Here is a 19,521-nt window from a genome sequence, read left to right as displayed (position 1 = left end):
TCGGCTTTTCGCTAGCGCACCCGATGGATAGAGTACGCGCGCTTTCCGGGGCGCCGGGACGGAACCGATGAGGAGATGGCATGACCGCGGTTGAACTGCCTGAACGCGACGCGATGGAATTCGACGTGGTGATCGTCGGGGCGGGCCCGGCGGGCCTGTCGGCCGCGATCCGTCTGAAGCAGATCGCCGCCGAAACCGGGCGCGACATCTCCGTCGTGGTGCTGGAGAAGGGGTCCGAGGTCGGCGCACACATCCTGTCCGGCGCGGTGGTCGACCCGATCGGCGTCGACAAGCTGCTGCCCGGCTGGCGCGAAGAGGCCGACACGCCCTTCAAGACGGCGGTCACGGACGATCGCTTCTACCTGCTCGGCCCGGCCGCCGCCGTGCGCCTGCCGAACTGGGCCATGCCCAAGCTCATGAACAACCACGGCAACTACGTCGTGTCCCTCGGCAACGTCTGCCGCTGGCTCGCCCAGAAGGCCGAGGCGCTCGGCGTGGAGATCTATCCGGGCTTCGCCGCCGCCGAAGTGCTCTACGACGAGGCGGGTCGGGTCGCCGGCGTCGCCACCGGCGACATGGGCGTCCACAAGGACGGCACGCCGGGCCCGAACTTCCAGCGCGGCATGGCGCTCTACGCCAAGTACACGCTGCTCGGCGAGGGCGTGCGCGGCTCGCTCGCCAAGCAGGTGATCAACCGCTTCCATCTGGCCGACCGGGCGCAGCCCGCCAAGTTCGGCATCGGCCTGAAGGAACTCTGGCAGGTGCCGGATTCCAAGCACCAGCCCGGCCTCGTGCAGCACAGCTTCGGCTGGCCGCTGCAGTGGGGCACCGGCGGCGGCTCCTTCCTCTACCACCTGGAGGACAACCAGGTGGCGGTCGGCTTCGTGGTCCATCTCAACTACGAGAACCCGTACCTGTCGCCGTTCGAGGAATTCCAGCGCTTCAAGACCCACCATCTGATCCGCGACACGCTGGAGGGCGGCAAGCGCCTGTCCTACGGCGCCCGGGCCATCACGGAGGGCGGCTGGCAGTCGGTGCCGAAGCTCACCTTCCCGGGCGGCGCGCTGATCGGCTGCTCCGCCGGCTTCGTCAACGTGCCGCGCATCAAGGGCAGCCACAACGCCATGCTGTCCGGCATCCAGGCGGCGGAGTCCGCCGCGTCGGCCCTCGCCGCGGACCGCTCGCACGACGAACTTCTCGACTACGAGGCCGGCTGGCGCTCATCGGAGATCGGTCGCGACCTTTGGAAGGTGCGCAACGTCAAGCCGCTCTGGTCCAAGTTCGGCACGCTCGTCGGCGTTCCGCTCGGCGGCATCGACATGTGGCTGAACGAGACGCTCGGCGTCTCGCCGTTCGGCACGCTGAAGCACGGCAAGCCGGACCACGCCGCTACCCACCCGGCCAAGACCCACAAGCCGATCGTCTATCCCAAGCCCGACGGCAAGCTCACCTTCGATCGCCTCTCCTCGGTGTTCCTGTCGAACACCAATCACGAGGAGGATCAGCCGGTCCACCTGAAGGTGAAGGACATGGGCCTGCAGCGCGTGTCGGAGCTTGGCACCTTCGCCGGCCCGTCGTCCCGCTACTGCCCGGCCGGCGTCTACGAATGGGTCGAGGAACCGGCCGCTCCGCCGAAGTTCGTGATCAACGCGCAGAACTGCGTGCACTGCAAGACCTGCGACATCAAGGACCCGAACCAGAACATCGAGTGGACGGTGCCGGAAGGCGCCGGCGGGCCGAACTACCCCAACATGTGACGGTCGCGACGGCGGGCATGCGCCGCCGCTTCGCGCCCCTCCGGGTCCTCAATTCAGGAGGATGGAGGCGGTCACCGGCAGATGGTCCGAGCCGACGTTCGGACCGACCCGGTGGCCGAGGATGCGGACCTCGGGGCTGACCAGGATGTGGTCCACGGTCGAGCCGAAGAACTCCGGCCAGCCGAACTCGCGAAAATAGCGCGTCGCCGCGGGCCAGAGGCTCTTGTCCGCAAGCGTCAGCGGCGTCGTCGCCAGCAGCTTGTGCAGCCAGGGCGACCAGGGCGGCGTGTTGAAGTCGCCGCCCACCACGATCGCCGTGCCCGGCGCTTCCTTTGACACCTGCTCGGCCAACACCGCGAGCAGGCGGTTGCGTTCCAGCCAGCGCAGCTTGGAGCGCGGCGTCTGGGCGTGAAGCGCGTAGACCACCATCGTACGGCGAGCCGCGCCCGGCTTCGCGGGATCGGTGACGTCGAACTCGGCCCGGATCAGCCGGTGCCTGGGGCTGAATGCCCCGTCCGAGAACAGTCGCGGTTCGCCGACCAGCGGGTACCGGGACAGGATGCCCACGTGGCCGTCGACGGGCCCAACCCGCACCGGATAGGCCCGCGCCTCGCGCATCAGTCCGGCGCTCCAGCTCGACACCTCCTGCAGCAGCACGATGTCCGCCGGGGTGGACCGCAGCCAGGCCGCGAAGCCCTGCTTGTCGCCGTTCTTGTCCGCGAGCGTGTTCACCGTCGCGACCGCAATGGGCGTGCCTGTCCCGTCCGCAGTCCGCTCGGCCCAGACCGGGATGACGGCCACGCTCGCGATCGCCAAGAGGGTCAACAGGATCAGATGCCGGCGCCGCCACGTGAGGAAGAGCACGGCGGCGACCGTGGTCGCCACCAGCACGTAGGGAAGAAAGAAGAGGACGAGATCCGCCGTCCGGAACCAGACCGCGGCGCCGTAGAGCGCCGCGAGCCCGCAGACCACGAGCAGCAGGCTGTTGAGGTCTAACCAGGGACCGAGCTTCATTCCGAAAAATCCAAAGGTGACGGCAAAAACCAGAATGCATGGTGCGTTGCAAAATACGCCGAACGCAAGGCCGGCGCGGACTTTACGAGTTGGCGCCATATGAATCGATCAAGGAATGGTGAGGACCATCGCGATCCCGAACGGTTGACGACCCCCTGTCATCAAACCGACACTCTGGACAGCGCCGCGCCGGCGTTCGCCCAAGGGCGGACCGGCAGGAGACCGGCGTCCGGAGCGCGTCCCGGAGCCCTCGCCAGGGCTTTGCTCCATATTGCGGCACCTCGGGCCGAGGCCAGCGTTCGACGCCCCGGCTCTCTGCGAGCGATCGACCTGCAGGCGCGCGTCTCCTTTGGCGGAACCGCGCCGGACCGGAGGCGGTGATGCGAACCATTCCGTGGCGGCTTTTCGGAACCCTGATCGGCGGACTGATTTCTCTGGCGCTCGCGGGGGCGGACCCCGCGTCGGCGAACGAACAGGTCGACCTGGAGTTGGTCCTCGCGGTCGATGTGTCCGGCTCCATGGATCCGGACGAGCAGGCCCTCCAGCGGACGGGCTATGTGGAGGCGATCCGACACCCGGACGTCCTGGCGGCGATCCGCAGCGGACTTCATGGGCGGATCGCGGTCACCTACCTGGAGTGGGCGGGCCCCGGCAACCACCGGGTCGTCATACCGTGGCGCACCCTCACGGACACCGCGTCGGCCGAGGCCTTCGCGGCCCAACTGTCCGACGCGCCGCGCGGCACCCTTCGGGGCACCTCCATCTCCAGCGGCCTCACGATCGCGGCGTCGCTGTTCGAGGGCAACGGGTACGAGGGCATGCGGCGGGTGATCGACGTTTCCGGCGACGGTCCCAACAACATGGGCGAGCCGATCCTTCCGGTCCGCGACATGGTGGTCCGCCTCGGCATCGTGATCAACGGCCTGCCGATCACCCTGAAGCCGGGAAACCGGGGCTACGGCTCCATCGAGAACCTGGACAGCTATTACGAGAACTGCGTCATCGGCGGGCCCGGCGCCTTCATCGTGGCGGTGAACGACCGGGCGCAGCTGGTGGAGGCGATCCGCCGCAAGCTCGTTCTGGAGATCGCGGATCTCAGCGGCGGCTTCGAGCACGTTCAGGCCTCTCCGGTGCCCGATTCCGACTACGACTGCGAAGTCGGCGAGAAGCAGCGGCGGATGTGGCTGGACCCGTGAGGCGAGGGCTCGCCGGGTCTTGAGCCCCGCTGATCCTGCCGGCCCGTGGACCGAACCGGACGAGCCGCTCCACCGCCAGCGCGACCACAAGCACCAGGGCCATCGGCAGCGAGACGAGGACGGCCGCGATCATGCGCACGGCCCAAGGCCACCGGCGGGCGTTCGTGGTCCGAAAGCGGTCGCCTTCGTCCGTGGCCGCACCCAAGACGGCCTCCGTCGCCGGCGCGCCCGTCGACAGCCCCGCCACACCGGCGGAGTTCATGGCCGGAGCCTTCGCGGACCGTCCCAAGGCGGCCGTGGCGGGCTCCGCCCCCGGACCGATACGGGTCTGCATGGGACCGACCTCCGCGAACCAAATTCCGGCCGAAACGAATGCGGGACCGACGGGCCGGCAGCCGATCGTCCGGCGCCGTCCTGACGGTCCCGCGGGTTCGCTTCCGATCCGCCGACGAGGGCCAGTCTAGAGCGTCGTCGTCATTTATATCAAGTGCGGATCGCGGTCCGGGGCCGGACTGTGCTCACGCGCCCTCGATGCGTGAGAAATCCGCCACGCCGTGGCAGGCGTCCCGGATCGCGGTGAGAAGCGCCAGCCGGTTCGCCCGGATGGCGGTATTCTCGGCATTGACCAGCACCGCGTCGAAGAAGGCGTCCACCGGCGGCCGAAGCGCCGCGAGGGCGGTCATCGCGGCCTCGAAATCCTCCCGCGCGAGGGCGTCGGCCACCTGTGCGGTGGCGGTCCGGACGGCGGCCCACAGGGCCTTCTCCTCCGCCTCGGTCAGAAGGGCCTCGTCGACGGACGACGCCACCGCCGTGCCCTTCTTCTCCTCCGCCTTCAGGATGTTGGCCGCGCGCCGGTAGCCGGCGAGCAGGTTGCGTCCGTCCTCCGACGAGAGGAGCGCGCCGAGCGCCTCCACCCGGCGGACGATCAGCAGCAGGTCGTCCTGGTTGCCGAGGCCGAACACAGCGTCCACGAGATCGTGCCGCGCGCCCTGTTCCCGCAGCTGCACCTTCAGCCGGTCGGCGAAGAAGGCGAGGAGGTCGGGCGTCGCGCCGAGGCTCGTCAGCCGCAGCCGAAGCCCGTTCTCCAGCACGATCCGGATCACGCCGAGGGCGGCGCGGCGGAGGGCGAACGGATCCTTGGAGCCGGTCGGCTTCTCGTCGATGGCCCAGAAGCCGGTCAGCACGTCCAGCTTGTCGGCGAGCGCGACGGCGATCGACACCGGGTCGGTCGGCACCCGGTCGCTCGGGCCCTGCGGCTTGTAGTGCTCCTCGATGGCGGCGGCGACAGACGGATCCTCGCCGTGCCGGGTGGCGTAGTAGCGGCCCATCAGGCCCTGGAGCTCGGGAAACTCGCCCACCATGCCGGTGACGAGGTCCGCCTTGGCGAGGAGCGCCGCCCGCTCGGCGAGCGCCTTGCCGGCGCCGACGAGGGGCGCGATCGCGCCGGCGAGCGCCACGAGGCGCATCACCCGCTCGCCCTGGCTGCCGAGCTTCTCGTGGAAGGTGATGACGTCGAGCTTGGGCAGCCGGTCCTCCAGCGGAACGGCGAGGTCCTGCTCCCAGAAGAACTTGGCGTCCGACAGACGGGCGCGGATGACGCGCTCGTTGCCGGCGATGATGGTCCGCCCGCCATCCTCCGCCACGGTGTTGGCGGTGAGAAGGAAGCGGTTGGCGAGCTTGCCGGTCGCCGGGTCCTTCAGCACGAAGCACTTCTGGTTGGCCCGGATGGTGGCGCGGATCACCTCGTCCGGCACGTCCAGGAAGCGCTCCTCGAACGCGCCCATCAGCACCACCGGCCATTCCACCAGGCCGGCCACCTCGTTGAGGAGGCCCTCGTCCTCGACGAGCTCCAGGCCCGCCGCGAAGGCGAGGTCCTTGGCGTCGTGGAGGATGATGTCGCGCCGGCGCGCCGGGTCGAGCACCACCTTGGCCCGTTCCAGCGAGGCGACGTAGTCCTCGAACCGGCGGACCCGGATCGGGTCCGGCGCCAGGAAGCGGTGGCCATGGGTGATGTTGCCGGACGCGACGCCCTCCACCTCCACCTCGATCACCGTCGGATCCTCGGTCTCCGGACCGAAGGTGCACAGGATGGAATGGAGGGGCCGCACCCAGCGCAGGGTTCCGGAGCCCCACTTCATGCTCTTCGGCCAGGGGAAGGTCCGCACCACGGCCGGGACGAGGTCGCGGATGATGTCCTCGGCGGCGCGGCCGGGCTTCAGCGTCTCGGCGACGTAGAACCGGCCCTTCTTCGGATCGTCGACGATCCGGGCCTCGGCGACGGAGGCAAGGCCGGCGCTCTTCAGGAAGCCCTGGATGGCGCCCTCCGGCGCGTCCACCCGCGGGCCCTTCTTCTCCTCGCGCAGGTCCGGCGAGCGGGTCGTCAGTCCGTGCACGGTGAGCGCCAGCCGACGCGGCGTCGCGAAGGCGGCGGCGCCCTCGTAGGTGAGACCCGCGTCCACCAGGCCGTTCGTGACCAGCGCCTTCAGGTCGTCGGCCGCCTTCGCCTGCATGCGGGCGGGTATCTCTTCGGAAAACAATTCGAGGAGGAGGTCGGGCATGGGGGACGTGAGCCTTCGCGGAAAACCGGAGCCGTGACTAGCCGGTTCGGGCGCGAATGTCACGAGGCACGGAGGGCTCGCCGCGCCTCAGCTCCAGCCGCCGTGGATGGTCTGGTAGAAGACGTGCCGGCCGATCTTCGACTGCTTGCGGAACACGTCCGCCCAGTTCGGCCGCACATAGGTGGCGTGATAGTGGGTGGAGGTGCCCACCTCATCGAGCCAGACGCCGCCGAAGAGCACGTCGTGAGCCACGGTCTTCGCCACGGTCCAGGCACGGCCGGGACGCACCACGTCCTTGATGCCGTCGCAGGCGAACGAGAACTGGCAGGCGTCCTTGCGGCCCTCGTTCTGATAGACCACGTCGCAGATGCGGTCCGGGTAGGCCGGATTGCGCACCCGGTTGAGCACCACCTGGGCGACCGCCGTCTGGCCCTTCACCGGCTCGCCGCGCGCCTCGAAATAGACCGCCTCGGCGAGGCACTTCTCCTCCGCCGGGTCGAATGCGGTTGCTGGCAGCGGCAGGGCGCCCCACCAGTGGTCGCCGGGCGCGAGGGCGCGCGGCGGCACGGGCGGCTTCTCGCGCGGGCGCGCGAAGAGGGCGTCGAACATGTCCTGCGCCACCACCGACGTGTCCGGCGCATAGGCGGCGAGCACCGCCTCGGCGGTGACGTTGGCGGCGGGCGCGAGCGGCCGGGGCGGATAATGCGCGGCGACGAGGCGGGTCTGGTCCGGACGGGAGAGCGGCACCGGCGCGGGCGACAGATCCGCCACCGCCGTGGCGCGCACGTCCCGTGGCTGAATGAAGCGGGCGACCGCGAGCGCCGACAGCGGCGCGCTCGCCGCCGAGAAGGCGACCGTCGGCAGGGTGTCCGGGCCGGGCGGCTGGAGCCGGCTGTGCTCCTCATAGATGGAGCCCGCCGAAAAGCCCCGCCGGGTGGACGGCGTCGTGAACGTGCCGGGCAGGTCGCCCTTCCAGCTCCGGTCGATGCGGTCCTCGTCCGGCAGCCAGGTCGCCGGATCCGCCGCGCCGTGGCCGGCCGGGCTGACGCCTTCGAGGACGATGCGCTCGCCGTTCGGTCCGGCGGAGATCATGGCCGATCCGCCGACCTCCTGAAGCGCGGGCGTGGCGATCTCGGTGATGCCGCCGGGACCCGGCGCGATCGCCATGGTCCAGCGGGTGGCCGGGTCCAGCGACTTCAGGAGAAGGCTCGCGGCGTCCTGCTGGGCGACGGTGGTGGGAAAGGCCGCGACCAGCACCAGGCCGGCGAGAAGCCCGGAGGCCGGACGGCCCACCCGCCAGAACGCGGCGGAGAGGGCGGGCGCGGGGAGGTTGCCCCCGATCCGATGACGACGACGCATGACCAGACCCCGTCCTCCGATCGCACCCGGGCGCGGACGGCCTTTGCCCGTCGCGCCTCAAGTTCCAAGCTCGCGATGGTTATCGGGGATTAACCTTACCGGTGGGTTAACCCAGCTAGTGGGGAGCTTGCGGATCCGGCCGGCCATAAGTCGGGCTGCGGCCGCGCGCCGCGGCCGTGCTAAACGGGACCCGGACGGGCGGGCATCGACGAGAGGAGAGGGGAATGACCGAGTTCCGGGCGATCGTGGTGAGCCGCGACGAGGAGAAGCGGCAGAGCGTGGCGCTGACCTCCCTGACCGACGCCGACCTGATGGACGGCGACGTCACCGTCCGGGTCAGCCATTCGACGGTCAACTACAAGGACGGGCTGGCGGTCACCGGCAAGCTGCCGGTCGTCCGCCGCTGGCCCATGATTCCCGGCATCGACTTCGTCGGCGAGGTGGTCGCCTCCGCCGACCCGGCCTTCGCGCCCGGCGACAGCGTGATCCTCAACGGCTGGGGCGTCGGCGAGGTTCACCTCGGCGGCTGGGCCGAGGTCGCCCGCGTCAAGGGCGACTGGCTGATCCACCGGCCGGACGGCCTGTCGCCGGCCGACTGCATGGCCATCGGCACCGCCGGCTACACGGCCATGCTGTCGCTGATGGCCCTGGAAGCCCATGGGCTGACGCCGGACCACGGCCCGGCGGTGGTGACCGGCGCGGCCGGGGGCGTCGGGTCCGTCGCCGTCATGTTGCTCGCCCGGGCCGGCTGGCACGTGATCGCCACCACGGGCCGGCCTGAGGAGACCGACTACCTGAAGGGCCTCGGCGCCGCCGAGATCCTGGAGCGGGCGGAGCTCTTCGGCCCGGCCAAGCCGCTCGCCAAGGAACGCTGGGCGGCGGGCGTCGATTCCGTCGGGTCCACCACGCTGGCGAACGTGCTCTCCATGACGAAGGGGGAGGGCGCCATCGCGGCCTGCGGCAACGCGGGCGGCATGGACCTGCCCACCAGCGTGGCGCCGTTCATCCTGCGCGGCGTGTCGCTGCTCGGCATCAACTCGGTCGCCGTGCCGAGGGGCAAGCGCGAGGTGGCGTGGGCGCGCCTCGACCGGGAGATCGACCGCGGCAAGCTCGCCGCCATGACGACGACCGTTCCGCTCGACCGGGCGATCGACACCGCTCGCGCAATCGCGGACGGCAAGGTGCGCGGGCGGGTGGTCGTTACGGTCGCCTGATCGTCGGCGCCCGGGCGTGATCGGGCCGGTCAGGTGGCCGGCCCGAGCCGGCGGGCGAGCCGCTGGTAGGCGAAGCCGATCAGGATCAGCACCGCGCCGGTGCCCATGAAGGAGGCCGCGCGCCACACCCCGCTGAGGCCGGACGTGTCCACCAGGAAGACCTTGACGACGACGGCGGCGATCAGCGCCGCCGCCACCGCCCGCACGCTCCGGGCCCCGATGGCGACGCCGGTCGCCAGCACCAGGAGGCCGGCGAGCAGCCACACCACCGAATAGGCGTAGAGCTCGCTCTCCTCCACCGGGCCGACGGTGAGGTCGCCGCTGTGGAATCCGGCGCGGACGGCGAGCGTCACCCAGGCGACGGCGAGGACGCCGCCGAGCCAGCCGGCGGACGCCACATACCAGCGGGGGCGGTCCGGCCGTCGCCGCGCCACAATGGCGACCGCGAAGGCCATCAGCGACGGGAGCAGGTAGCCGAGCGCGAGCACGCCCGAAAAGGCGCCGCCGGTGACCGGCTCGCCCGTGACCAGCGGATTCTGGGCGACGAGGAGACCGAGCCCGCCGAACAGGAGTCCCAGGCCTCCGACGACAAGCGTGCCCCGGCCGAACACCAGCCCGGGACGTCGCACCGCCAGCCATTGCATGCCGAGCGAGACCGACAGGAGCGAAAGCGTCAGGAGGCTCTGCTCCGCGAGGCCGGAGATCGGCGCGGTCAGGTCGCCGCCGGTCATGCCGTGGTGGATCACCATCACCAGGGTGAGGGCCGTGAACGTGACCGCGAGCGCCTCGAACACCGGCACCGCCGGGTCCATGCGCGTATGGCCGAACCGCCATGCCCCGTAGGCGAACGCGAGCGCCGGCGCGCCGTAGCCGTAGAGCAGCCAGTTGAACACCGGCGTCGTCCCGACGTCGGCCCCGACCACAGCCGGACCGGTCACGAACCGGGCGACCACCACCGCCGCGACGGCGAGGGCCACGGCGCGGAGGCCCGGCACCGGGCGCGCCGCCTCCACCCAGGCGATGGCCGGGACGAGGAGGGCGAGCGCGACCGTGAGGAAGCCCTTCTCCAGCGCCGCCGTCAGGCCGCAGCCGATGGCCGCGACGGCCGCGATGGCGTAGGTGGCGGTCGCGCCGTCCGCGCCGAACCAGGTCCGGGGCAGCCGCCGGCTGAGTGTCTCCGTGACCACGCCGAAATAGGCCGCCAGCACCAGCGCCAGAGTGGCGAACGGCAGGCTCTGGGTGAACTCGGTCAGCCGCAGATAGGCCATGACGCCGACGCCGAGCGGCACCGCCGTGCCGACCACCGCCTGCACCACCCGGGACGCCGATCCGGCCACGCCGAAGAGACCGAGCCCGCCAAAGAGAAGGCCGGCGGCCAGGGAGGAGCCGATCAGGCGCCCCGCGTCCACCGCCGGAAGGCCGTCGATCATGGCCGTCTCCAGGCCGGGCCGGATCACCGGGGTCGCGAGGCCGGCGAGGCCGATCACCACGGTCGGGATGGCGGCGAGGGCGGCGAGGCGGACCGCCGGCCACTCGTAGGCCGTCACGGTGAGCGCGGCGCCGACGCCGAACACGAGCCCCACGCCCGCCGCCGTGTCGCCGAAGCCGGCCACATGAAGGATGACCGGGATGCAGAAGAGCGCCAGCATGACGGCTCCCGCCCGGTCGTGCGGCGTTTCGCGGCCCGGCGCGCGGGGATGGATGGAGGCCGCGAAGGTGGCGGCGGTCAGGCCGTAGGAGAGGAGGACGTGCACGGCCACCACGACCGAGTCGTAGCCCGGGCGGGTGGACGCGGCCGTCATCACCGCCGCCCAGCCGATCTGGCCCACCACCGCCGAGATGGCGAGCCAGCGCCAGCCCCGAAGCCTTGCGACGGCGAGCGTCGCCACGGTGAGGACGAGCAGGTAGAGGACGAGCGACCCGAAGGCCGGCGCTTCGGAGGAGACCAGGACGGGCGCCAGATAGCCGGCCGCGAGACCGAGGCCGGCGAGGCCCGGCCCGTGGAGGAGCGAGAGGGCGAGGGTGGCGAGCGCCACCGCGCCGAGCGCCAGGAAGGCGGCCGCGTCGCCGAGGAAGCCGTAGAGCGCATAGGCGGCGTAGATCGCCGCGAAGGCCGAGACCGTGCCGGCGGCGGTGAGAACGCCCGGCACGTAGGCGGCCCGCAGCGCCGCCGGGGGCTCCGCGCCGTCGCGCCGTCGGAGCATTTCGCCGGCCGCGAGCAGCACGCCCGCGAACAGAAGGCCGAGCAGGATGCGCAGGCCAGGGCCGATCAGCCCGGCCTCGATGGAATAGCGCACCAGGAACACGCCGCCGAGGGCGAGCGCGATGCCGCCCACCCAGACCGCCCAGCGCGTGCCGAGCGCCTCCTCCAGGTCCCGGCGGCGGGGTGGCCGGATGATCGGCGGCGGCGCGGCGTCGCCGGCGGCCGAGGCGGCGTCGGCATCGCTGGCGGGACCGAGGTCGGCCGACTCGGCTGACGCGGGCGCGGCATCCGGCGCGGGTTCCGGCGACGTCCCGACGTCGGGGATCGGCTCCGGCGCCGGGTTCTCGACCGGTGCCGGCGCGGCGTGCGGGCTTGCCGCAGCCGCCTGCAGGGCGGCGAGCGCGGCCTCGGCGGCGGCCAGCCGGCGGCGAAGGTCGCCCGTGCGCGACAGGGCCGCCCACCCGGCCAGACTGCCGCCGACGAGCGCCAGCACGACGATCACCAGGATCGCGATCAGACCATCCATGAGAAGTTCCACCCTGGCCGAGACGGCGCACCGTTCACGAGGGAACGGCTGTCGGCGCCGCCGAACGCATCATGGCCATCTTATGCGAACAGTCTCAAGAAAAGCCTGCGACCGGGCCGGCGCCGGGCACGGCGGAACGGGACGTGTACGCCCGGCCCGCGCGGGCACGCGTTCACCCGGCCTTGCCGTGCCATGGCTTTGCCCTCATTCTCCCGCTTGATTTGCGCCTTTCCAAGATGACAGCGCCGCCTAGACTGGAGCGACCCATGACGCCGACCAATTCCGCCCCGAGCCAGCGGCGCCGCCGCGTCCGGATCGGCGCCGTCGCGACGGCCGTCGTGGCCCTCATGCTGGCGACCGGCGCCGCGAACGTGGAGGACGTTCCGCTCGCCCCCACGGCCGAGACGCTCTCCGGCAACTATCTGGCCGCCCGCTTCGCCGGCCAGCAGCAGGATCTCGACTCCTCCGCCCGCTTCTTCGCCGAGGCGCTCGCCAACGACCCGGAGGATCCCTTCCTCCTGGAGCGCACCTTCGCCCTCTCCCTGGCGAGCGGCGACATCGACACGGCCATGGAACTCGGCCGCCGCCTGGAGCAGGTGGACCGGGGCAACCGCCTCGCCGGGCTCGCCCTCGGCGTGGAGGCCATGCACGAGAAGCAGTGGAGCGTGGCGATCCAGACCCTCAAGCGGGCCAACGTGGGGCCGCTCGCCGGGTTGACGGTCGAGATCCTGTCCGCCTGGTCGGAGGCCGCGGCCAAGAACCCCGACAAGGCGCTCGCCCGTCTCGACAAGCTGTCCGGCGAGGAGTGGTACTCGTTCTTCAAGGCCTACCACGGCGGCCTCATCGCCGACATGGCCGGCCGCAAGGACGAGGCCATCAAGCGCCTCGCCAAGGCCTACGAGATCGATCCCGGCGCCGTCCGGGTCACCGAGGCCTTCGTCCGGGCGCTCGCCCGCGCCGGCAAGGCCGAGGAGGCCAAGGCGGTGCTCGCCGAGGCGCTCGGCCGCGCCCCGAACCATCCGCTTCTCCTCGCCACCGGCGCGGAACTCTCCGCCAAGGCCACCCCGAAGGCGCTGATTTCCACCCCGCTCGCGGGCGCCGCCGAAATCCTGGCCGGCCTCGGCGCCGCCATCGCGCGCGACGACACCGGCGAGCTCGCGTCCGTCTACCTGCAGCTCGCCCTCTTCCTCGATCCGACCGCGGACCTCGCCCGCATCTCGCTCGCGGAGATCTTCGAACGCTCCAAGCAGTTCGAGCGCGCCATCGCGGTGCTGTCCGAAATCTCGGACAAGTCGCCGCTGAAGCGCAACGCGGAGATCCAGGTCGGCTTCGATTACAACGCCCTCGACAAGGTCGACGAGGCGCGCGCCCATCTCGCCAAGCTCGTGGAGCAGGACCCGAGCGACCTGGAAGCGGTCACGGCGCTCGGCAACGTGCTCCGCGTGCGCAAGATGTTCGCCGAGGCGGCCGAGACCTATTCCAAGGGCATCGGGACTCTGCCCGCGCCCCAGCCGCAGCACTGGTCGCTCTTCTACTATCGCGGCATCGCCTACGAGCGGACCGACAAGTGGCCGCAGGCCGAGGCGGACTTCAAGAAGGCGCTCGACCTGTCGCCGGACCAGCCGCTCGTCCTCAACTACCTCGGCTATTCCTGGGTCGACCGGGGCATGAACTATGACGAGGCGCTCCGGATGATCGAGAAGGCGGTCGAGCTGGAGCCGACCGACGGCTACATCGTCGACAGCCTGGGCTGGGTCTACTTCAAGCTCGGCCGGTTCGACGAAGCCGTCGTCCAGCTGGAGCGCGCGGTGGACCTGAAGCCGGAGGATCCGGTGATCAACGACCACCTGGGCGACGCCTACTGGCAGGTCGGCCGCAAGCTGGAGGCCCGCTACCAGTGGAGCCACGCGCGCGACCGCAAGCCGGAGCCGGCGGATCTCGCCAAGATCCTGAAGAAGCTGGAGCAGGGCATGCCGCCGCCGGACCATCCGGCCGCCGCGGACGCCGGCCCGGCCGCCAAGACGCCGACCGCCGGTCCGGCCACCGCCGGCGCCGCTCCGCCGGTGAAGAACTGATCGCCCGGCCGACGCGATGATCCTGACGGAGCTGGCGCGCGCGAAGGTCAACCTCGCGCTGCACGTCGTCGGCCGCCGGGCCGACGGCTACCATCTGCTGGACACGCTGGTGGCCTTCCCGCCGATCGGCGACCGGGTCGGCGTGGCGCCGGCCAATGCCTACGCCCTCGCCGTCACCGGGCCGGGCGCCGCCGCCCTCGGCGACACCGCGCCGGCGGACAACCTGGTCACCCGCGCGGCGGTCGGTCTCGCCGCCCTCGCGGGCCGCGCCGACGTTCCCGTCGCGATCACCCTGGAAAAGCACCTGCCGGTCGCCGCCGGTCTCGGCGGCGGCTCCGCGGATGCCGCCGCGACCCTCCGGCTTCTCTGCCGGCTCTGGTCGATGGATCCCGCCGATGCGGCGGTCCGGGATCTCGCCGGACGGCTCGGGGCCGATGTGCCCATGTGCCTCGCGTCGCGGCCGCTCCGGGCCGCCGGTGTCGGCGAGGTGGTGACCCCGATCGCGAGCCTGCCGGCCCTCGGCATCCTGCTCGTCAATCCGGGCGTGGCGGTGCCGACCCCGGCCGTGTTCCGGGCGCTCGACCGGCGCGACAACCCGCCCCTGCCGGAGACGATCCCGTCCGACGCCGACGCGCTGCTCGCCATGCTGGCCGAAGCCCGCAACGACCTGGAGGCCCCGGCCATCCGGGTGGCGCCTGTCGTCGCGGACGTCCTTGCCGCCCTTCGCGACTGTGCCGGCGCGCGGCTCGCCCGGATGTCCGGCTCCGGCGCCACCTGTTTCGCCCTCTTCGACCACGAAGGCGCGGCGCGCGCGGCTGCCACGGCTGTGGCCGCCGCGCACCCGTCATGGTGGGCGCGTTCCGCGGCTCTCGGCGGAGACGGCGGCTCGCCGCCCGCCTGAGCAGGGGGCGTCGGCGGTGGGTTCACTTCGGCGGGACGGTCAGCTCACGCGGCTGACGCAGAACGCGACCACGCCGACGAGGGCGTCGCGATAGGGGCCGGCCGGCGTCGCGGAAAGCGCCGCCACGGCCGCCTCGCCATAGGCCTTCGCCCGGCTCACGGTTTCGGCGATGGCGCCATGGGCCCGGAGCAGCCCGATCGCCCGGTCGAGATCGCCGTCCTCGATCGCGCCGTCCTCGATGGTGCGCTTCCAGAACGCCCGCTCGCGGGCGTCCCCGGCCCGGATGGCGAGCACCACCGGCAGGGTCACCTTGCCTTCCCGGAAGTCGTCGCCCACCCGCTTGCCGAGCGTCATGGACGAGCCGCCGTAGTCGAGCGCGTCGTCCACGAGCTGGAAGGCGAGGCCGAGATTCGTGCCGTAGGCCGAATAGGCCGCGCGCATCTCCGGCGCGGAGCCCGCGATGATCGGTCCCACCTCGCAGGCGGCGGCGAACAGGGCGGCGGTCTTGGCGTTGATCACGCGCAGGTAGGCCGCCTCCTCGGTCTCGATGTTCTTTGCGGCGGCGAGCTGCATCACCTCGCCCTCGGCGATCACCGCGGCGGCGTCCGACAGGACGCGCAGCGCGTCGAGGGAGCCGACCTCCACCATCATGCGGAACGCCTGCCCGAGCAGGTAGTCGCCGACGAGCACGCTCGCCTGGTTGCCCCACAGCATGCGCGCCGACAGCTTGCCGCGGCGCATCTCGCTCTCGTCCACCACGTCGTCGTGGAGGAGGGTGGCGGTGTGCATGAATTCCACGGAGGCGGCGAGCTTCACATGGTTGTCGCCCTCGTAGCCGAACGCCTTGGCGGCCGCGAGTGTGAGCAGGGGCCGCAGCCGCTTGCCGCCCGAATCGATCAGGTGCCGGGCGATCTCGGGTATCATGTCCGCGTTGGAGCCGGCCATGTCCAGGATGAGCGCGTTGACCCGTTCCATATCCGGCCCGGCAAGCTCGATGAGGGGCGCGATGGACGGTTCCGCGCCCTGCGCCTTCTCCTTCCGGCCCATGGATGCGACCACGCTCACGCCCTCGTCTCCCGTACCAGTCCGTTCGCGCGGAAGCATAGGGAGGCGGGGTCCCCCCGGCAAGCTTCGACGCCCCCTTCCTTTGCACTGCCCTGGCCCTCTTGCCAACCGCCTTTCGCTGTCCGACCTCTTGAGGGGAGATCCGCCTGCCGCGGATCGGCGAGAGCATTCATGGAAGAACTGATCCGCACCAACGATCTCGTGCTCATCTCCTTCGTCGAGGCGCTGCTCCGGGACGCGCACATCGACCACCTCGTCGCCGACCAGGCGGTCAGCTCGGTCGACGGCTCCATCGGCATCTTCCCGAGGCGCATCCTCGTGGACAGCGATCGGGCCGACGCCGCCCGCCGGTTGATGGTGGACGCGGGCCTCGGCGCCGAACTGCGCCCCCCGCCGAAAGGCCGCCCATGAGCGTCGACTCCTTGGGCGCCGGGGCCGGCCGGGGCGAAGCCGTCACCCGCGACGGCTTTCTCGATCGGCGCCTCACCATGGCCCAGCCCGCCGCCGGCGCCCATCGCTCGGGCCTCGACGCGGTTCTCCTGTCCGCCGCGCTCGACGCCGACGTCGCGGGCCGCGTGGTGGACCTCGGGGCCGGCGTCGGCGTCGCGGGCCTCTGCGTCGCCGCCCGCTGCCCGGCCGCCGACGTGGTGCTGGTGGAGCGGGACCCGGTCGCGGCCGCGCTCGCCCGGCAGAACATCGCCGCCAACGCGGCGGGCCTCGCCGGCCGGGCGAGCGTGATCGAGGCCGACGTGACGGCGCCCGCGTCCGACCACGACGCCGCCGGCCTGGAGCGGCACGGCGCTCACCATGTGATCATGAACCCGCCCTTTCACCCGCGCGACCGGATGCGGCCCTCGCCGGCCGGCGCCCGCGAGGGCGCCCACGCGCTCGCGCCCGACGACCTGCCGCTCTGGCTCCGCACGGCCGCGCGTCTTCTCGACCCGCGCGGCACCGTCACGGTCATCTTCCGGGCCGACGAACTGCCGCGTCTCCTGGACGCGATCGGCACGCGCTTCGGCTCCCTGGCGGTCCTGCCGGTCCATCCGCGGGCCGACGGGGCGGCCACGCGGGTGATCGTCCGAGGCAGGCCCCAGGGCCGCGCGCCGCTCCGGCTTCTGCCGCCCCTCGTGCTCCACGGGCCGGACGGCGGCTGGACCACCCGGGCCGACGCGGTGCTCCGCGGGGCGGATCTCGCCGTGCCCTGGTGGGGATGAGCGGGGCCGGCGCGATTGCCGAACCGCCGTGAGCTCGCCATATCAAGGTCGGCCAGAAGCCGAGCCGTCCTTTCCGACCCGTCCCCCAAGCGGAGCCCGCCCTTGCTACAAGCCCTGTCGTCCGTCCTGCCCGCTAAGTTCCGCCACAAGGGGCCGGTCATCCCCGTGGTTCGGCTCGCCGGCGCCATCGGCATCGGCACGCCCTTCCGGCCGGGTCTCTCGCTCGCGGCGGTGGCCCAGGGGCTGGAGCGCGCGTTCGCGGTGAAGCGCGCCCCGGCCGTCGCGATCCTGATCAACTCGCCCGGCGGCTCGCCGGTGCAGTCCCACCTCATCCACAAGCGCATCCGCCAGCTGGCGGCGGAGAAGAACAAGACGGTGATCGCCTACGTGGAGGACGTGGCGGCGTCCGGCGGCTACATGATCGCCTGCGCGGCCGACGAGATCGTGGCCGACCCGTCGTCCATCGTGGGCTCCATCGGCGTGGTCTCGGCGAGCTTCGGCCTCGACCGCTTCATCGAGCGCTACGGCATCGAGCGGCGCGTCTACACCTCCGGCACCCGCAAGGTGACGCTCGACCCGTTCCAGCCGGAGAACCCGGACGACGTGGAGCACCTGAAGGCGCTGCAGCGCGACGTGCACCAGATGTTCATCGAGCTCGTGACCGAACGTCGCGGCGCGTCCCTCAGCACCAGCGAGGATCTCTTCTCCGGCCTGTTCTGGGCCGGCGAGGCGGCGCGCGCCCTCGGCCTCGTGGACCGCACCGGGGACATGCGCACCGACCTGAAGACTCGCTTCGGCGAGCACGCGGTTCCGCGGCTCGTCGCCCAGGAACGCAGCCTTTTCCGCCGGCGGCCGCCGGGTCTCGGCGGTTTTCTCGCGTCCGGCATGGGCGGTCCGGCGATCTGCGTGGACGAGGCGCTCACGGCGATCGAACTGCGCGCGCTCTATGCGCGCTTCGGTCTCTGAGGCGACCGGCCCCGCCTCGGCGTCCGGCCGGCCGTATCCCATCGGCGAGTCCGACCGGGGATGCGGCTTGCATCGCATCGGCGAGGGTGGTGAGATGTCCGCTCGGATGAGAGGAGTTGGACATGCCCCCACTCGTCGTCGTCGCCCTGGCGGGCGCCGGTCTCTATGTCGTCGGCCGCGTTGTGAAGCAGGAGATGCGGCGCGTCGCCAAGGTGATCGAGGATGCCCAGCGCACGCCGGATCCCGTCGTGATTCCGCTGGAGAAGGACCCGCGCACCGGCGTCTACCAGCTCCGTCGCCACGACGAGGGCTGACCGGCCGATCGTGCCGGTTGGCGCCGCGCCCGGCGAACCGTCCAGCTCGCTTGACCGCACCGTCCCGCGCTCCTAAAGACGGGCGACGTTCGCCGGCGCCGCTGGCGGCTTCGTTCCCGTCTTCAGCCCGCCGGACCGCCCGACCATGATCTCGTCCCCCGCGATATCGTCCCCAGCCGTCGATCCGAACGACCCGCGGCGGTCGTTCCAGGGCCTGATCCTCACGTTGCAGCGCTTCTGGGCCGAGCAGGGCTGCGTCATCCTCCAGCCCTACGACATGGAGGTGGGCGCCGGCACCTTCCATCCGGCCACCACGCTCCGCTCGCTCGGGCCGAAGCGCTGGAACGCCGCCTACGTCCAGCCGTCCCGCCGGCCGACGGACGGCCGCTATGGCGAGAACCCCAACCGGTTCCAGCACTATTACCAGTTCCAGGTGATCCTGAAGCCGTCGCCGAAGAACATCCAGGACCTCTACCTCAAGAGCCTCTACGCCATCGGCATCGACCCGGCTGTGCACGACCTGCGCTTCGTGGAGGACGACTGGGAGAGCCCCACCCTTGGCGCCTGGGGCCTCGGCTGGGAATGCTGGTGCGACGGCATGGAGGTGTCGCAGTTCACCTACTTCCAGCAGGTCGCCGGCATCGAGTGTTCACCGGTTTCCGGCGAACTCACCTACGGCCTGGAACGTCTCGCCATGTATCTCCAGGGCGTCGACAACGGTTTCGAGTTGAACTTCAACGGCCGCGAGGGCGACGAGAAGGTCACCTACGGCGACGTGTTCAAGCAGGCCGAAGAGGAATACTCCCGCCATAACTTCGAATACGCCGATCCGGCCATGCTGATGCAGCACTTCAAGGACGCGGAAGCCGAGTGCCGGTCGCTCTTGGAGAAGGGCGCCGCGACGGCCGACCAGATCGTCCGCCGCCACAAGTGCGTGCTGCCGGCCTACGACCAGTGCATCAAGGCGAGCCACCGGTTCAATCTCCTGGACGCCCGCGGCGTCATCTCGGTGACCGAGCGCCAGAGCTACATCCTGCGCGTCCGCGAGCTCGCCAAGGCCTGCGGCGAGGCCTGGCTGCAGACCGAGGCCGGCGGAGCCTGATCGCCCGGGCGGCCGCCCGCTCCGGGTGGAAAGGTCGGCCCGCCATGGCGCGAGGGA

General features: G+C 71.5%; 15 protein-coding genes. 10 read left to right on the top strand and 5 right to left on the bottom strand.

The features are described from left to right. The first annotated feature begins 80 nt into the window (after positions 1–80). A complete protein-coding gene (locus HND91_RS07165) occupies positions 81–1,757 on the top strand; it encodes an electron transfer flavoprotein-ubiquinone oxidoreductase (RefSeq protein ID WP_181705868.1) in 1,677 nt (558 codons plus the stop codon). A gap of 48 nt (positions 1,758–1,805) precedes the next feature. Here the strand turns inward: HND91_RS07165 and HND91_RS07160 are convergent, their stop codons facing one another. After that, positions 1,806–2,771, bottom strand: coding sequence for an endonuclease/exonuclease/phosphatase family protein (locus tag HND91_RS07160; protein ID WP_181705867.1), 966 nt, complete (start codon positions 2,769–2,771; stop codon positions 1,806–1,808). A gap of 380 nt (positions 2,772–3,151) precedes the next feature. Here HND91_RS07160 and HND91_RS07155 point away from each other — a divergent pair, with 380 nt between their 5' ends. Next, positions 3,152–3,967, top strand: coding sequence for a DUF1194 domain-containing protein (locus HND91_RS07155; protein ID WP_181705866.1), 816 nt, complete (start codon positions 3,152–3,154; stop codon positions 3,965–3,967). A gap of 518 nt (positions 3,968–4,485) precedes the next feature. Here HND91_RS07155 and glyS read toward each other — a convergent pair. Both glyS and HND91_RS07145 read right to left on the bottom strand, forming a co-directional pair. Further along, positions 4,486–6,525: a glycine--tRNA ligase subunit beta gene (gene glyS / locus HND91_RS07150; RefSeq protein ID WP_181705865.1), complete on the bottom strand. Its 2,040-nt coding sequence runs from the start codon at positions 6,523–6,525 to the stop codon at positions 4,486–4,488. Between the two features lie 87 nt (positions 6,526–6,612). Then, the gene (locus HND91_RS07145; RefSeq protein ID WP_181705864.1) at positions 6,613–7,884 is read right to left on the bottom strand and encodes a cell wall hydrolase; all 1,272 of its coding nucleotides are present in this window, start codon (positions 7,882–7,884) and stop codon (positions 6,613–6,615) included. Between the two features lie 224 nt (positions 7,885–8,108). On the opposite strand from HND91_RS07145, the gene acuI reads away from it, so the two are divergent. After that, positions 8,109–9,098 carry an acrylyl-CoA reductase (NADPH) gene (acuI, locus tag HND91_RS07140; protein WP_181705863.1) on the top strand — a complete coding sequence of 330 codons (990 nt, stop codon included), beginning with the start codon at positions 8,109–8,111 and terminating at the stop codon, positions 9,096–9,098. Between the two features lie 29 nt (positions 9,099–9,127). Here acuI and HND91_RS07135 read toward each other — a convergent pair whose 3' ends face one another. Beyond that, on the bottom strand, positions 9,128–11,827 hold the full coding sequence (locus tag HND91_RS07135; protein WP_181705862.1) for a DUF2339 domain-containing protein: 2,700 nt from the start codon (positions 11,825–11,827) through the stop codon (positions 9,128–9,130). A 266-nt stretch (positions 11,828–12,093) separates the two neighbouring features. Between HND91_RS07135 and HND91_RS07130 the strand changes: the two genes are divergently transcribed. Together HND91_RS07130 and HND91_RS07125 are read left to right on the top strand one after the other, a co-directional pair. Further along, on the top strand, positions 12,094–13,902 hold the full coding sequence (locus tag HND91_RS07130; protein ID WP_181705861.1) for a tetratricopeptide repeat protein: 1,809 nt from the start codon (positions 12,094–12,096) through the stop codon (positions 13,900–13,902). 16 nt (positions 13,903–13,918) lie between these two features. Further along, the gene (locus HND91_RS07125; protein WP_210272619.1) at positions 13,919–14,803 is read left to right on the top strand and encodes a 4-(cytidine 5'-diphospho)-2-C-methyl-D-erythritol kinase; all 885 of its coding nucleotides are present in this window, start codon (positions 13,919–13,921) and stop codon (positions 14,801–14,803) included. A gap of 39 nt (positions 14,804–14,842) precedes the next feature. On the opposite strand, the gene HND91_RS07120 is transcribed toward HND91_RS07125, so the two are convergent. Next, positions 14,843–15,868 carry a polyprenyl synthetase family protein gene (locus HND91_RS07120; protein WP_181705860.1) on the bottom strand — a complete coding sequence of 342 codons (1,026 nt, stop codon included), beginning with the start codon at positions 15,866–15,868 and terminating at the stop codon, positions 14,843–14,845. 171 nt (positions 15,869–16,039) lie between these two features. Between HND91_RS07120 and HND91_RS07115 the strand changes: the two genes are divergently transcribed. The 5 genes from HND91_RS07115 to HND91_RS07095 all read left to right on the top strand — a co-directional run bounded on the left by HND91_RS07115 (position 16,040) and on the right by HND91_RS07095 (position 19,464). Beyond that, positions 16,040–16,279, top strand: coding sequence for a putative signal transducing protein (locus tag HND91_RS07115; protein ID WP_181705859.1), 240 nt, complete (start codon positions 16,040–16,042; stop codon positions 16,277–16,279). Further along, positions 16,276–17,082, top strand: a complete 807-nt coding sequence (locus HND91_RS07110; RefSeq protein WP_181705858.1) for a tRNA1(Val) (adenine(37)-N6)-methyltransferase — start codon at positions 16,276–16,278, stop codon at positions 17,080–17,082. The genes HND91_RS07115 and HND91_RS07110 overlap by 4 nt, the downstream gene beginning before the upstream one ends. Before the next feature lie 102 nt (positions 17,083–17,184). Next, a complete protein-coding gene (locus tag HND91_RS07105; protein ID WP_181705857.1) occupies positions 17,185–18,048 on the top strand; it encodes a S49 family peptidase in 864 nt (287 codons plus the stop codon). Between the two features lie 122 nt (positions 18,049–18,170). Beyond that, on the top strand, positions 18,171–18,362 hold the full coding sequence (locus HND91_RS07100; protein WP_181705856.1) for a hypothetical protein: 192 nt from the start codon (positions 18,171–18,173) through the stop codon (positions 18,360–18,362). Between the two features lie 145 nt (positions 18,363–18,507). Beyond that, the gene (locus tag HND91_RS07095) at positions 18,508–19,464 is read left to right on the top strand and encodes a glycine--tRNA ligase subunit alpha (protein WP_181705855.1); all 957 of its coding nucleotides are present in this window, start codon (positions 18,508–18,510) and stop codon (positions 19,462–19,464) included. Positions 19,465–19,521 lie beyond the last annotated feature (57 nt).

This window comes from Chthonobacter rhizosphaerae (assembly GCF_013839525.1).
In the GTDB taxonomy this organism is placed as follows: Bacteria; Pseudomonadota; Alphaproteobacteria; order Rhizobiales; family Pleomorphomonadaceae; genus Chthonobacter; species Chthonobacter rhizosphaerae.
This window is presented reverse-complemented; position numbering and strand designations above follow the sequence as displayed.

Bases quoted from the DNA above. Each gene is read 5' to 3' on its own strand.
- HND91_RS07095 (WP_181705855.1), top strand. From the start codon at position 18,508: ATGATCTCGTCCCCCGCGATATCGTCCCCAGCCGTCGATCCGAACGAC.
- HND91_RS07110 (WP_181705858.1), top strand. From the start codon at position 16,276: ATGAGCGTCGACTCCTTGGGCGCCGGGGCCGGCCGGGGCGAAGCCGTC.
- HND91_RS07160 (WP_181705867.1), bottom strand. From the start codon at position 2,771: ATGAAGCTCGGTCCCTGGTTAGACCTCAACAGCCTGCTGCTCGTGGTC.
- HND91_RS07145 (WP_181705864.1), bottom strand. From the start codon at position 7,884: ATGCGTCGTCGTCATCGGATCGGGGGCAACCTCCCCGCGCCCGCCCTC.
- HND91_RS07100 (WP_181705856.1), top strand. From the start codon at position 18,171: ATGCCCCCACTCGTCGTCGTCGCCCTGGCGGGCGCCGGTCTCTATGTC.
- HND91_RS07115 (WP_181705859.1), top strand. From the start codon at position 16,040: ATGGAAGAACTGATCCGCACCAACGATCTCGTGCTCATCTCCTTCGTC.
- HND91_RS07135 (WP_181705862.1), bottom strand. From the start codon at position 11,827: ATGGATGGTCTGATCGCGATCCTGGTGATCGTCGTGCTGGCGCTCGTC.
- glyS (WP_181705865.1), bottom strand. From the start codon at position 6,525: ATGCCCGACCTCCTCCTCGAATTGTTTTCCGAAGAGATACCCGCCCGC.
- HND91_RS07125 (WP_210272619.1), top strand. From the start codon at position 13,919: ATGATCCTGACGGAGCTGGCGCGCGCGAAGGTCAACCTCGCGCTGCAC.
- acuI (WP_181705863.1), top strand. From the start codon at position 8,109: ATGACCGAGTTCCGGGCGATCGTGGTGAGCCGCGACGAGGAGAAGCGG.
- HND91_RS07165 (WP_181705868.1), top strand. From the start codon at position 81: ATGACCGCGGTTGAACTGCCTGAACGCGACGCGATGGAATTCGACGTG.
- HND91_RS07130 (WP_181705861.1), top strand. From the start codon at position 12,094: ATGACGCCGACCAATTCCGCCCCGAGCCAGCGGCGCCGCCGCGTCCGG.
- HND91_RS07155 (WP_181705866.1), top strand. From the start codon at position 3,152: ATGCGAACCATTCCGTGGCGGCTTTTCGGAACCCTGATCGGCGGACTG.